At 52.9% G+C, this 14117-nt stretch carries 17 protein-coding genes; all 17 read right to left on the reverse strand.

What is annotated here, in order from left to right; translation table 11 throughout:
- Positions 1-47 precede the first annotated feature (47 nt).
- Complete coding sequence (gene acpS, locus L3K52_15920; protein UOG91661.1) at positions 48-428, reverse strand: holo-ACP synthase; 381 nt, start codon at positions 426-428, stop codon at positions 48-50.
- Complete coding sequence (gene pdxJ, locus L3K52_15925; GenBank protein ID UOG91662.1) at positions 425-1159, reverse strand: pyridoxine 5'-phosphate synthase; 735 nt, start codon at positions 1157-1159, stop codon at positions 425-427. The genes acpS and pdxJ overlap by 4 nt, the downstream gene beginning before the upstream one ends.
- On the reverse strand, positions 1152-1838 hold the full coding sequence (gene recO, locus L3K52_15930; protein UOG91663.1) for a DNA repair protein RecO: 687 nt from the start codon (positions 1836-1838) through the stop codon (positions 1152-1154). Before recO ends, pdxJ begins: the two co-directional genes overlap by 8 nt.
- A complete protein-coding gene (locus L3K52_15935) occupies positions 1835-4465 on the reverse strand; it encodes a tetratricopeptide repeat protein (GenBank protein UOG91664.1) in 2631 nt (876 codons plus the stop codon). The genes recO and L3K52_15935 overlap by 4 nt, the downstream gene beginning before the upstream one ends.
- Positions 4443-5789 carry a hypothetical protein gene (locus L3K52_15940; GenBank protein ID UOG91665.1) on the reverse strand — a complete coding sequence of 449 codons (1347 nt, stop codon included), beginning with the start codon at positions 5787-5789 and terminating at the stop codon, positions 4443-4445. The genes L3K52_15935 and L3K52_15940 overlap by 23 nt, the downstream gene beginning before the upstream one ends.
- Before the next feature lie 10 nt (positions 5790-5799).
- Positions 5800-6705 carry a GTPase Era gene (gene era / locus L3K52_15945; protein UOG91666.1) on the reverse strand — a complete coding sequence of 302 codons (906 nt, stop codon included), beginning with the start codon at positions 6703-6705 and terminating at the stop codon, positions 5800-5802.
- On the reverse strand, positions 6702-7367 hold the full coding sequence (gene rnc / locus L3K52_15950; GenBank protein ID UOG91667.1) for a ribonuclease III: 666 nt from the start codon (positions 7365-7367) through the stop codon (positions 6702-6704). Before rnc ends, era begins: the two co-directional genes overlap by 4 nt.
- Entirely contained in the window at positions 7364-7744 is a 381-nt protein-coding gene (locus L3K52_15955) for a DUF4845 domain-containing protein (GenBank protein UOG91668.1), read from the reverse strand. The genes rnc and L3K52_15955 overlap by 4 nt, the downstream gene beginning before the upstream one ends.
- A gap of 86 nt (positions 7745-7830) precedes the next feature.
- Positions 7831-8589, reverse strand: coding sequence for a signal peptidase I (gene lepB, locus L3K52_15960; protein UOG91669.1), 759 nt, complete (start codon positions 8587-8589; stop codon positions 7831-7833).
- A 19-nt stretch (positions 8590-8608) separates the two neighbouring features.
- Positions 8609-10414 carry a translation elongation factor 4 gene (gene lepA, locus L3K52_15965; GenBank protein UOG91670.1) on the reverse strand — a complete coding sequence of 602 codons (1806 nt, stop codon included), beginning with the start codon at positions 10412-10414 and terminating at the stop codon, positions 8609-8611.
- A 189-nt stretch (positions 10415-10603) separates the two neighbouring features.
- Positions 10604-10888 carry a PDZ domain-containing protein gene (locus L3K52_15970; protein UOG91671.1) on the reverse strand — a complete coding sequence of 95 codons (285 nt, stop codon included), beginning with the start codon at positions 10886-10888 and terminating at the stop codon, positions 10604-10606.
- A complete protein-coding gene (locus L3K52_15975; GenBank protein UOG91672.1) occupies positions 10885-11106 on the reverse strand; it encodes a S1C family serine protease in 222 nt (73 codons plus the stop codon). The genes L3K52_15970 and L3K52_15975 overlap by 4 nt, the downstream gene beginning before the upstream one ends.
- Entirely contained in the window at positions 11100-11423 is a 324-nt protein-coding gene (locus tag L3K52_15980; protein UOG91673.1) for a hypothetical protein, read from the reverse strand. The genes L3K52_15975 and L3K52_15980 overlap by 7 nt, the downstream gene beginning before the upstream one ends.
- Positions 11392-11856 (reverse strand): S1C family serine protease, encoded by a 465-nt coding sequence (locus L3K52_15985; protein UOG91674.1) that lies wholly within the window; start codon positions 11854-11856, stop codon positions 11392-11394. Before L3K52_15985 ends, L3K52_15980 begins: the two co-directional genes overlap by 32 nt.
- 188 nt (positions 11857-12044) lie before the next feature.
- On the reverse strand, positions 12045-12527 hold the full coding sequence (locus L3K52_15990) for a SoxR reducing system RseC family protein (GenBank protein UOG91675.1): 483 nt from the start codon (positions 12525-12527) through the stop codon (positions 12045-12047).
- A gap of 82 nt (positions 12528-12609) precedes the next feature.
- A complete protein-coding gene (locus tag L3K52_15995; protein ID UOG91676.1) occupies positions 12610-13497 on the reverse strand; it encodes a MucB/RseB C-terminal domain-containing protein in 888 nt (295 codons plus the stop codon).
- The gene (locus L3K52_16000; GenBank protein UOG91677.1) at positions 13484-14098 is read right to left on the reverse strand and encodes a sigma-E factor negative regulatory protein; all 615 of its coding nucleotides are present in this window, start codon (positions 14096-14098) and stop codon (positions 13484-13486) included. The genes L3K52_15995 and L3K52_16000 overlap by 14 nt, the downstream gene beginning before the upstream one ends.
- Positions 14099-14117: the final 19 nt, after the last annotated feature.

The raw sequence follows: 14117 nt of genomic DNA on the forward strand, positions 1-14117 counted from the left end.
GCAAGTAAGGCTAACAGGGTATAGGGATTTGGCGTGTGGGGTTGGGTTTAATTCGACACGATCACAAACGCGAGGGCGTGGGTGCGTTCGTCAGCGACGGAAAGCTGGCATGACGTTACGCCCATTGCTGTGGCGGTCGCCAACGTTACGCCGTGCAATTGCAGCAACGGTTTGCCGCGTGGGTCGTGGGTGGTTTCGATTTCTTGCAAGCGCACTTCTTTGCCAATGCCCGTGCCGATGGCTTTGGCGAGGGCTTCTTTGGTGGCGAAGCGTTTCGCCAGCCATGCGGCGGGGTTGGCTTGGGTGGCGAAACGTTCGAGTTCGTTGGAGTGCAGGATGCGTTCGGGAAAGCGGACGGGGTGGCGTTGCAAGGTGGCTGCAAGGCGGGCGATTTCCACGATGTCCGTGCCGATGCCGAGAATGGTCATGCACCCGCTCTGGCTGCTTGCATTAACTCCAACATTTCCACGGTCGCTTGACGGATACCCACAAACACCGCCCGCGCCACCATCGAATGCCCGATATTGAGTTCACGAATGTTAGCAATTGCCGCAATGACTTGCGTATTGTGGTAATCCAGCCCATGACCCGCATTGACCTGAATGCCGAGGCTATGCGCAAACTCGGTAGCCTCTTGAATGCGCTGAAGTTCACGCTGCTTGGCTTCGCCCGTGGCATTCGCATACGTGCCAGTATGCAATTCGATCACGGGCGCACCAATGTCCGGCACGCGGCGAATTTGCTCAATATCCGGCTCGATAAACAGCGACACGCGGATATTCGCCGCATTCAAGCGCTGGGTCACGCTGCGCACGCGCTCGAATTGCCCGATAATGTCCAAACCGCCTTCGGTGGTCAGCTCTTCGCGCTTTTCGGGGACGACGCACGCATCATTCGGCAATACATCGCAGGCAATACCAACCATTTCATCCGTCGCTGCCAGCTCCAGATTCAAGCGACGGGTACACATTTGGCGAATCGCGTACACATCCGCGTCCTGAATATGGCGGCGATCTTCGCGCAAATGGATGGTAATCGCATGTGCGCCTGCGTCTTCCACCAGCCGCACCGCTGCCAGTAAATCGGGGTAAGCCGTACCACGTGCTTGGCGCAAGGTGGCGATGTGGTCAATATTGACACCGAGTTCGATCTTATTCATGGAACAATTTTCTCGCATTCAAGGTTTTGCCTTTCAGCAACATCTGGATCAGGTAATCAAGGGTATGGCGCAATTCCAGCCGCTGTTCGGGGTGCATCGCTTCGGGTTCGCGCAACGCAATCAGCAAACTACCGCTAATGGGAACACCTTTGCCCTCCCCCGCATCCACAGATAATCCGTGGTCGGGGCGGAAACGGTAACGCATCGCGGGTTCAATGTCATGCCCCTCTGCGTCATCGTGCCATAGGTTGAGAACATAGCCTGCCATTGCCAGCACGTCCAGTTCAAACAACGGCAGTGCGAGTACGTCGGCGGGGTTTTCAAGGCGGAATAGCGTTTGCTGGTATTGCGCGAATAATTCCGGCTGCGGTTGGTATTGCCACAAGGCACGCAACAGCAATTCATTGGCGTATACGGCGCGAATCAATCCGACCGCTTTGAGCGGGAAACGGCATTTTTCTTCGGCATTGAACAGGGTGAAGACTTCGCCCTTGCCCGTCCAACTGGCTTCGAGTTGGCGGAAAGGTTCGAGCATTCCTTTGGAACGTGAATTTTTACCTTGCCCGAATTTGGCGACGCAAGTGATTTTGCCAGCATCGCGGCTAAACATATCCAGCAATAGGCTGGTATCGCGGTAGGGGTTACGCCGCAGGATGAAGGCTGGCGAAAGCGGAGTCAACGAAACAACCTTTTCAACTTATTCCAGTAGTGTGTCAAGCGGGCAGTCAAGGCTGATGGTGCATTTAACGTTTCATCAGCATTCAGATTAGCGGTCAAGCGAGACTGAAAAAACGGTTTGATTTCGGCGTAGGCGGGTAAATCAGGTAGCATATTGACTAGACGTTCGCCAATGAGTAACCCCTCGTGATAACAATCGCTGGCTCGATCACGTTGCAAAGCTTGGTCATATACCCCCCCCAGATTCGATAACGATACAGCAACGTCACGCAGCGACTCCGGCGTGTCACCCAGCATCGCGCACAAACGGCGGCGAATGCCCAAACTCTCTTCATACGCCGACTGCGCATCGCCCCAGCGTCCCTGTTGTTGCCCGACCTGACCCACATTATCGAGCGACACCGACAGGTCACGCAGCGACTCCGGCGTGTCACCCAGCATCGCGCACAAACGGCGGCGAATGCCCAAACTCTCTTCATACGCCGACTGCGCATCGCCCCAGCGTCCCTGTTGTTGCCCGACCTGACCCACCATGTTCAACGACACCGACAGGTCACGCAGCGACTCCGGCGTGTCACCCAGCATCGCGCACAAACGGCGGCTTATGCCCAAACTCTCTTCATACGCCGACTGCGCATCGCCCCAGCGTCCCTGTTGTTGCCCGACCTGACCCACCATGTTCAACGACACCGACAGGTCACGCAGCGACTCCGGCGTGTCACCCAGCATCGCGCACAAACGGCGGCTTATGCCCAAACTCTCTTCATACGCCGACTGCGCATCGCCCCAGCGTCCCTGTTGTTGCCCGACCTTACCCACATTATCGAGCGACACCGACAGGTCACGCAGCGACTCCGGCGTGTCACCCAGCATCGCGCACAAACGGCGGCTTATGCCCAAACTCTCTTCATACGCCGACTGCGCATCGCCCCAGCGTCCCTGTTGTTGCCCGACCTGACCCACATTATCGAGCGACACCGACAGGTCACGCAGCGACTCCGGCGTGTCACCCAGCATCGCGCACAAACGGCGGCGAATGCCCAAACTCTCTTCATACGCCGACTGCGCATCGCCCCAGCGTCCCTGTTGTTGCCCGACCTTACCCACCATGTTCAACGACACCGACAGGTCACGCAGCGACTCCGGCGTGTCACCCAGCATCGCGCACAAACGGCGGCGAATGCCCAAACTCTCTTCATACGCCGACTGCGCATCGCCCCAGCGTCCCTGTTGTTGCCCGACCTGACCCACCATGTTCAACGACACCGACAGGTCACGCAGCGACTCCGGCGTGTCACCCAGCATCGCGCACAAACGGCGGCTTATGCCCAAACTCTCTTCATACGCCGACTGCGCATCGCCCCAGCGTCCCTGTTGTTGCCCGACCTGACCCACATTATCGAGCGACACCGACAGGTCACGCAGCGACTCCGGCGTGTCACCCAGCATCGCGCACAAACGGCGGCTTATGCCCAAACTCTCTTCATACGCCGACTGCGCATCGCCCCAGCGTCCCTGTTGTTGCCCGACCTGACCCACCATGTTCAACGACACCGACAGGTCACGCAGCGACTCCGGCGTGTCACCCAGCATCGCGCACAAACGGCGGCGAATGCCCAAACTCTCTTCATACGCCGACTGCGCATCGCCCCAGCGTCCCTGTTGTTGCCCGACCTGACCCACCATGTTCAACGACACCGACAGGTCACGCAGCGACTCCGGCGTGTCACCCAGCATCGCGCACAAACGGCGGCTTATGCCCAAACTCTCTTCATACGCCGACTGCGCATCGCCCCAGCGTCCCTGTTGTTGCCCGACCTTACCCACCATGTTCAACGACACCGACAGGTCACGCAGCGACTCCGGCGTGTCAATTTGGTTGAGCTCCCTTGCCCACTCCCTCATTAACTCAGCAGCTTGCCGAGCATCAGCAAGCCAGCCATAGCGTTGATACACCGCTAACGCACGGGATGCCACCATCAAATGCTCACGTTGGATTTTCCCGTTTTTACTTAATAAACGCTGCCATTCATCAACAACAGGTTGCTGCACTTCAGGAATGGCACAACGCCCCGTATCAGTTAATACATAAGTGGGTATTGATGATTGCCGCACACCGTCTTTCACCGTGTCGGCTTGCAGCAAACTCTCATCCCAATACTCAGTCGCAATCCGTACCGACCACAAATCGGGAATCAATCTGGCAATTTCCGACTTCAACACGTCTGGCAATACAAAAATCATCGGGGCGGGATAGGCATTGCGCCACACATCACGGCGCTCATTCAGACGCAATAACAATTGCTGGTATTGCGTTAATGCATGGGTATCTTGGGTATGGTGCAACGCAATCCATACCGGCGCGTGCAACACACGCCACTGTTCATCACGGTTCAACAACTTGAGCATGGTGTGCTCCAGCCAATCGGGATCATCCGGTTGATAGGTGATTTCTTGCAAGCGTGTGGTTTTGCCGATGAAAAAACGTTCGAGACGATATTTGAAAATATCGGTTAACTGGGTATTAGACGCAAACAGGAAAAACAGCGCAAAACCGTCATTCCAGTCCAAATGCTGACGCAACTCTTGCCAGAGTTCTTCGCCCTTACTGTTCAGCCTCGCGTTCATCCAGCACCTTCATGCGTTCTAGCACATAATCCATAATCAACGGGTGGATGCCATACCAATTGTCACCGTTCTGGTAATGGATAACTAAGTTGCGATCAAACAACAACGCCAATTCTGGCAATTTATCACGCTCATCCAATTCTGCCTGCTGGGTTTCATGTACCCGATACAGCCAACGGGTTGCGGCATCATCAATCGGTTGCAGGCTACGTGAGAGTTTTTCTTTCGCTAACGTTGCCAATTCCGCCGCTAATGGCAAACGCACCACTTGCTGACTCCCCGCCTTGATCAACATCTGGCTCACCAAAAAGAAGAAATCACGGATATCGCCACCACTGGCAAGGGCTAATTCCTGCAAAATCGCAGGCGTGAATATTTCCCCCGCTGCTGACGAGCGCTGATGCACCATATTGCACAAAATCTCGATACCTTGCGGATCAGGCGCACAAGAAGAACGTTGCCGTACATGCACACTCGGTAATGACACCGGGATTTCACCCGCGCCAATCGCGATACCGTTCAAATAAGGTGGAATCGTAATAATGGTGTGCATCATCGGCAGGCGCAGGTGTTTACCATCCGCACCAAATAAACGCACCACACTTTTGTAAACATCTGCCACATTGCCGTAATAACCACGGATTTGCTCAAACGAATCAATAATTACCGCCACCTGCAAACCGGGATTCTGGCGGTCTTTGCGCAATTCCGCGACCAATGCAATCGCAAACTCTTGCACCTGTTGCACCAATTCCGTGGTGTAACCGCGCGTGGCTTTTTGTAAACGGCGTTTAAAATTATCATCAGCGCGTAACCGTGCTGTAATATCCGCTCCAAAATTAATAACCGGGGTTTCAATACCGGCATTCAGGGTGTTAACCTCAACTTCTAAGCGCCCCAGAAAACCCTTGAGCTTTTTCCACAACGATTCTTCCTGAAAAATCAGCCCGTGTTCATGCCGTGCTTGTGCCGCCATGCCAGCACTTACCGCAATCAGAAAATCGCTGATTTCCACTGGCTCAGACATGTGTAAATAATCGAGCATGTCGATGTAGAAAACCACCACACCGCTATCTTTCAGCAAGCGCCGCAGACGCAATAATTCTGTGCTCTTGCCCGTGCCGCGCTGCCCGGTGACGTAATACAGGCTTTCTGTATCATTGAAACCGATTTCATTGCAGATTTCGCTGATTGGGTCAGATTGCAATTGCTGCACATAAGGCACATACCACAGCGCATCATGCGCATCTGCCGGGTCAAGTGGCTTGTCGCGCAGGGCTTGGTAAAGTTCTTTCAGTTTGGGTTTGATGTTTGTGTTTTCCATGTGCTTGAGTTTAGCTGCTGATTCCCAAACTTTGCAGATGCCGAGGACTATTTTCCCAATTTTCTTCCACCCGCACCCACAACTTCAGCATCACCTTACGCTCCAGAAACGCTTCCAGCGCAATCCGTGCCGAACTGCCAATGCGTTTGAGCGCTTCACCCCTATGCCCGATCACAATGCCTTTTTGATTTTCACGGCTCACCCAAATCACTGCATTAATCTCGGTCAAGTGCGGCTTTTCCTCAAAGGTTTCGATTTCAATCGCGGTGGAATACGGCATTTCCTGATACAAATACGTCATCAACTGCTCGCGGATCAACTCGCCGCAAATGAAGCGCGTCGATTGATCGGTCACGTCGTCTTCGGCGTATGCCCAATCCTGTTGCGGCATGACTTTCGCCAGTGTCGCTTTAAGCTGTTGGGTATTCGTGCCTTTGGTGGCGGAAAGCGGGAACACTTCCTTGAACGGGTATTTCTTCAACACCTCCGGCAACCAGGTCAACATGCGTTCTTTTTTCTCTAAGCGGTCAACTTTGTTGGCAACCAGAAACACCGGGCAAGTCACATGCCCCAAGCGTTGCAACACCAAATCGTCTTCATCCTGCCATTTGAGCACTTCCACAATCATCACCACCGCATCCACACCTTCCAACGCGGCAACCGCTTCGAGGTTAATGGTTTTGTTGAGCAAGCTCTTAGAAGTGCGGTGAATCCCCGGCGTATCCACGAAAATCATTTGGTAATCGTCTTCGGTCAAAATGCCGCGAATGCTGTGGCGCGTGGTTTGCGGCTTGTTAGCCGTGGCGGATACTTTGAAGCCAATCAACAAGTTCATCAGCGTGGATTTGCCCACGTTCGGGCGACCAACAATGGCGACATAGCCGCAACGTTGGGTAGAAGGGGTCGTGTCTGTCATTTGGCTGTTACCTGTTGAAATGCGAGTCCGGCGGCTTCCTGCTCTGCCTTGCGGCGACTACCGGACGTGCCGGTGGTGCGGATATTAAGTTTGGGGATAACGCATTCTGCCGTAAAGGTTTGTTTGTGTGCTTCGCCCTGCGTATCAATCAGGGTGTAGTCCGGCAACTCATGCCCGCGTGATTGCAGGAATTCTTGCAAGCGGCTTTTGGGGTCTTTGAGGGTGTCTTCCGCAGGCAAATTATCCAGTCGGTCGCCGTAGGCTGTCAGCACAAACTTTTTGGCGGCCTCCATGCCCTGCTCCAAATAAATGCAGCCGACAATCGCTTCAAATGCATCCGCAATAATGGATTTGCGCCGAAAACCGCCACTTTTCAGTTCGCCTGAGCCTAAGCGCAGAAAATCACCGATGGTGAGTTCCACCGCAATCCCCGCAAGAGCATTTTCATTCACCAATGACGCACGCAAGCGGCTCAAATAGCCTTCGCTGGCGCGTGGCATTCGCTGATAAAGCTCCGTGGTGATAATTAGCCCAAGCACGCTATCACCAAGGAACTCCATGCGCTCATTATGCTTCCCTTCCGCACTGCGGTGGGTGATGGCGCGGACAAACGTGTCCGTCGCCATCAATTCGCTACCCAGTAGCTTGGTCAATTTGTTCAAGTATCGTCAGCCGCTCCCAGCTCTTTGGAATAGTTAAAGCTCAGCAAGAAATCAATATTACCCACCCAAGGCTTACGTATTTCATAATATATTTCAAGTGCCTTGACATTGTTCTTGCCCTCTACCGCCACCACTTGAAAATCCTTAGATGACAAAGAATTCAAGCCATTTACATTGGTATAATCATCGACCTTGCGGCGAATTTGTTGCAGCGAACTTTTGCTCGACGACTCTTGCGCCACGCGATCCACCAATGAACGCACGGTATAAAACTCCATGTACAACGGTATGAGTTTCACGCCGGTAATGAACGCAAAAATCACCAAGCCGACACCTGCGACCCATGTTAAAAATGTTGCACCTTGTTGCTTGCGCATACTGCTTACCTTTATTGTTATGATTAATAAGTGTTCCCTTCGACTACGCTCAGGGAACGAATCCGCTGGCTGAGCGTAGCCGAAGCCTATTGCATTTTATTACCGATCCGCGAGAAGTTGAAACCATCACCGCCCCAGTTCATGTGCATCCACACCAACGTCGCTTTGCCAACGACGTTAGCCTCAGGCACTAAACCCCACATGCGACCGTCATTGCTGTTATCACGGTTGTCACCCATCATCAGATAATGACCAGCGGGAATAGTCTGTGAACCCGTGGGACCGACGCGACCGGGCGTTACCAATATATCATGCGTCACACCCAGCAAATCTTCTTTCAGATGAATTGACGGCGGGGTTCTTTGATCCGGGCGAATATAGTCCCCCTGCAAAGTACGGTTTAGCTCAACACCGTTTATAATCAAAGTCTTGTCGTTCCAACTGACCACATCACCCGGCACGCCCACCAAGCGCTTAATGTAATCAATCGACGGGTTATCAGGGTAACGGAACACCACCACATCACCACGCTGCGGCTCCCCCACCTCCAAAATTTTGGTGTGTAATACCGGCAAGCGCAAACCATACGCAAATTTATTTACCAGAATAAAATCGCCAATTTCCAAGGTCGGTAACATCGACCCCGAAGGAATCCGAAACGGTTCTGCCACAAACGAGCGCAGCAATAATACCGCCAGCAATACCGGAAAAAACGAACGCGCGTATTCCAATAATACCGGCTCATGCTCCGCCGCTTTTTTCTTGCTGAACAGTGCGTATAGCAACCAAATAATACCAGTCACAGCCGTCGCGGTGACTAACCAAAACTCCAGATCAAAATCCATGTCTTGTCCTTACTACTGTTTATTTATCGCTGACTCTCAAGACGGCGAGGAACGCTTCTTGCGGAATTTCCACACTACCCACCTGTTTCATGCGCTTTTTACCCTCTTTTTGTTTTTCGAGCAATTTGCGTTTACGGCTCACATCACCGCCATAGCATTTCGCTGTTACGTCTTTGCGCATCGCTTTCACGGTGCTGCGGGCAATAATATTGCTGCCAATCGCTGCCTGAATCGCCACTTCGTACATTTGGCGCGGAATCAGGTCTTTCATCTTTTCCACCAACATGCGCCCGCGTGACTGCGCAAAATCGCGGTGAATCATCAGCGCTAACGCATCGACTCTTTCGCCATTCACCAACACATCGACGCGCACCATTGGCGCAGCGTCAAAGCGATCCATCGCGTAATCGAAGGAGGCGTAACCACGGCTGCACGATTTCAGGCGGTCAAAAAAGTCCATCACCACTTCCGCCAACGGCAATTCAAACGTCAGCGATACTTGGTTCCCCATGTATTGCATGTTTTTTTGCATCCCGCGCTTTTCCATGCACAAAGTAATCACGTTGCCCACATACTCTTGCGGCACGAGAATCGTCCCTACAATGATGGGTTCACGGATTTCTGCCAACTTATTCACCGGCGGCAATTCAGACGGGCTGTGCATGAAATGCTTTTCGCCGTTGGTCAGCACCACCTCGTAAATAACCGTGGGCGCAGTGGAAATCAAATCGAGGTTGTATTCACGCTCCAAACGCTCTTGCACAATTTCCATGTGCAACATGCCCAAGAAGCCGCAGCGGAAACCAAAGCCCAAGGCTTGCGAGGTTTCTGGCTCATAAAATAGCGCGGAATCGTTCAATTTCAGCTTGGAAAGCGCATCGCGCAGGTTTTCATACTGATCCGATTCAATCGGAAACAAGCCCGCGAAAACGCGCGGCTGAATTTCCTTAAAACCTTGCAATGGCGTGGTCGCGGGGCGTTGTGCATCGGTCAGCGTATCGCCCACTTTTGCCACTGCGATTTCCTTAATACCGGAAATCATAAAACCCACTTCACCCGCACGCAAGACGTCCAAATCTTTCATTTTCGGCGTGTAAACGCCAACGCGTTCGACTTGGAAATCGCGCCCACTCGACATGAAGCGGATTTTCATTTTTTTGCGCATTTCACCATCAATCACCCGCACCAACACCACCACACCGAGGTAGTTGTCAAACCACGAGTCAATGATTAACGCTTTCAGCGGCGCATCGGGGTCGCCCACTGGCGGTGGAATGCGTTGCACCAACTGTTCGAGCAAGTCTTCAATGCCGATACCGCTTTTAGCACTGACGCGAATCGCATCCGAAGCATCAATGCCGATAATGTCTTCAATTTCCTGACACACACGGTCAGGGTCAGCCGCTGGTAAGTCAATTTTGTTGAGGACGGGAACAACTTCCAGATTCAAATCAATCGCGGTGTAGCAATTCGCAACGCTTTGCGCTTCCACGCCTTGCGACGCATCCACCACTAGCAAAGCGCCGTCGCACGCCGCCAACGAGCGCGAGACTTCGTAGGAGAAATCCACGTGCCCCGGTGTGTCGATGAAATTTAAATGGTAGGTTTCGCCATTACGCGCTTTGTAATCCAGCGAAACGCTTTGCGCCTTGATGGTAATGCCGCGTTCACGCTCCAGATCCATGGAATCCAGCACTTGTGCTTCCATTTCCCGCTGTTCCAAACCGCCGCAATATTGGATAAAACGGTCAGATAATGTCGATTTACCGTGGTCAATATGCGCAATGATCGAAAAGTTGCGGATATTTTTGTTCGCCTCACCCATGCTGTAATGCTTGCCTCAAAATCGCTTCATCGAAGAAATGCCAAAATAAAAAAGTGAATGTCAACTCATTCTGAAACTCACACAAAAAGGCTGTCATCTCCTCACAAAGATGACAGCCTGAATCATAATACACGCTCAGATGAATTTTTGCTTCACTCTCTTGCTATTGCCGCACTCTTTGGCGCAGCTTTACACAAGCGGCGTCGCACCCGTGAACATCGGGTGCCCAACAACACCAAACATCACCGGCTGGAAATGGTTGGACTGAAACGACCGCGCAGCGACCGTTTTACCAGCTTCCAGCGCAGCGGCAATGGTTTTGAATTCAGCAGCGGAAGTCAGCGGTTTACCATCGAGTTGCGCAATAATATCGCCTTTAGCAATACCGGTGCGGCGGGCGGGTTCACCCATGACCGCTTCCACCATAACGCCCGCTTCGGTATCAACCACCTGCATTCCCAGTGTGCCGATCATGGGAGCGGGTTGTTGTTCCAGCGCAGTTTCAACCGATTTCGGGTTTGTGGCACTTGTTCGCGCACGGTCAGGGTTAACGTTTCACGCTTGCCTTCGCGTAAAATCTCCACTGCAACGGCTTCGCCAATCGGGATACTCCCCACAACCGGTGGCAAGGCGGCGGCATTAGCAATCGGTTTGCCCGCAAAGGAGAGGATGACATCGCCCTGATTCAACACCCGTGCGGCATGCCGGTCAGCACCACCTGTGCCACCAACGCGCCTTCGGGTTTCGCCATATTGAAGGATTCTGCTAAATCGGCGCTGATGTCTTGCACGTAAACACCGATCCAACCACGCGACACCACGCCCTTGTTCTTCAACTGCTCAATGACGCCGTGGGCAATATCCATCGGAATCGCGAAAGAGACTCCCATAAAACCACCGGAACGGCTGTAAATCTGCGAGTTAATGCCCACCACTTCGCCCGCCAGATTGAATAACTGGCTACCAGAATTGCCAGGGTTAATCGCCACATCGGTTTGAATAAACGGCACGTAATTCGTCGTCGGGTAAACTCCGCCCTTTCGCGCTCACAATCCCCGCCGTGGCACTGTGGTCGAAACCAAACGGCGAGCCAATCGCCAACACCCATTCACCGACTTCCAGCGTTTCGGATTTGCCCATGCGCAATACCGGCAAACCCGTCGCCGCAACTTTCAGCAAGGCAATATCAGTACGCTCATCGCTACCGACCAATTGCGCAGCTAATTCACGTCCGTCACTGAGCTTGATGGTGATAGCATTTGCGTCTTTAACAACGTGATGATTGGTGACAACGTAACCGTCTTGCGAATAAATAAATCCAGAACCACGCGAATCACTGTCAAAATCGAAAGGCTGCCCACCACTGCCGTCACGCTCAAAAAAGCGCTTCATTAGCTCATCAAACAACTCGTCCGTTTCCGACGAACGTAATTCATCCGGCAATATTTTCTGCGGGAGATGCTTTGCTTGGTACTGATATTCACGACGGCGGGGCTATTTTGCTTCACCATTTCAGTGAATTGTGGCAACTCACCGGCAACCGCCATTCCTGCTGACGACATAACACAAACGAGTAACACGACTCGCAACCACGGCATCAGCATGGAATGACACTCCCCAAACAATCAGGCTTACACAAGCGGCGTCGCACCCGTGAACATCGGTTGCCCAACAACACGCAAAATCACCGGCTGGAAATGATTGGACTGAAACGAACGCGCTGCCACCAAATTAGCCAGCCGCAACCCACCCAACAACCCCGCCAGTCCACTGAAAATCGCCGCCCATTCGCTGGTAATCCCAATAAGCGCCAACAATTCACGCCCTATCACTGCCATGAGAATTAAACCAATCAGCGGCAACATATACGTTAGCAAAGAATACGCGACCAAAGCCTCACCCTGTACGCCAACCACGACGTTATCCCCGGGTCGCGCATACGAAGGATTCAAAACCCGCATTTTTTGAGGTTCTTTATTCAAAAACTCGAATGGAGAAGACGTCGAACACGTGGTTTTAGTCGCACAACCACTGCACCCGCCGGATTTTTGTTGGGGAAGAATCCATGCATAACCCGAATCCACACTGACCACTACTGCTGTTTGCTCAATCATACGCTGCGCCCTCTGTTCTACTGCTTTTTGATCATTATAAGCATTAGAACTTGACGCAAACTTAATCACGCGAACGTCGGGTTTAACGGGCATATTGCAAGTTTTCGCTAATACGTTGCAGGGTCAGCGCCGGAACTTCACCCACCAACGTGACTTGATGTTGCGCCACTTCAGTTGCATAGATATTCATCGCACCGGAGGAGATGCCAATGCTATCCAACATGCTAGGTGCGCCCGGTGGCGCGATGAAAACCGACACGGAGGTCATGCCATCCGACAAAATAAGTTGGCGGATCGGTGGCTGACCATTCACACCTTCTTGCCGCAAATCCTGCACTTGCTGGAAGCCTGCGGGTAAGGAGGCAAACACCCAATCCGTCGCGGGTGGCATCGCGGCGGACGGTGCGGGGTTCGCAATTGGCGCGGTTGGCTGGGTAGCTGCCTGCGCTGGCACCGCAATGTCTAAAGTGGTAAACATTAATTGCTCAACCGTGTTGTGCGAACGATCCACCAAAGAATATTTCAACAACATGCCGGTATCCGGCTCGACACAATAACGCTGCAAGTAACGCATTTTATCACGCGGACGCGCCACCACAATCTGGCAATTGCGGTTGGCGACAAATTCCTGCCCGCCCAAATCCAAGGCATAAACCTCTTCCATTTGCGGTTGCACTTGCTGAAATTTTGCCAATGAAAAGCTTTCCACATTTTCAGCCGCCGTATTCGCGCCTTGGGCTAAACGCACCACGCTTTCCTTTTCCGCGCCATTTTCGACTTTATGGCTAATCTGGTAACTGGAAAGCTCATTGCCCTGTGAATACACCAGTGTTCCGGTGTAATCCAGCGTATGCACCGCACTGCGCATTTTTGCCAGCAAATCACCCGCCTCGTTCGCCATGCTGGGGGTCGACCACGCCAATACCCCCGCCAACACTGCGCTGGAAACCGTGTACTTAATCGTTAGCATAAGAAGCCGCCCGAATAGATGGTGCAATCACCGTGGTTGAAGCATATTTCACATGCTGCGCCACGTACTGTTTCAAAATGTCACGGGTTTGTGGGTCAACCCGCCCGACTTGCTGAATGCGCGTGTCCGCATCTGCCACCGCGACCAAGGTTGGTGCCGTAGCTGCCGCATTCACTGGCGCAGTAGCAGGCAATGCGGCTGCCATTTGTGCATTTGGGGTCGGCGTTTGGTTGAAAAACAACAAACCACCCACTGCCACAGCCGCCACGGTTGCCGCCATTCCCATGCCAAACCAACGGTAGGCTTGCACACGGCTAGGCGCTGCGCTGGCATTAGCACGGGCTGGCATGGCGACCACATTCTCCGGCGCATAGGCTGGCTCATCCGCCAATTCATCTTGAATGCGGGACAACAGGGAAACGCCCTGCCCCATTGCTTGCCCTTTGCTGGCACGCATGGTTTCGCCGATAAAGGCGTAGCGTGACAAGGTTTGCCCTAATGCGTCGTCTTTTTTCAGCTCATCGAGCAAACGCCGCCGCTCAAACTCACCGCTCTCGTCGTCCAGCAATGCCGACAAGAATTCTTCTTTGCTTATGTTCATAGTTTCACCTGCACCTGAG

This window comes from Candidatus Thiothrix sulfatifontis (assembly GCA_022828425.1).
GTDB classification, from domain to species: Bacteria; Pseudomonadota; Gammaproteobacteria; order Thiotrichales; family Thiotrichaceae; genus Thiothrix; species Thiothrix sulfatifontis.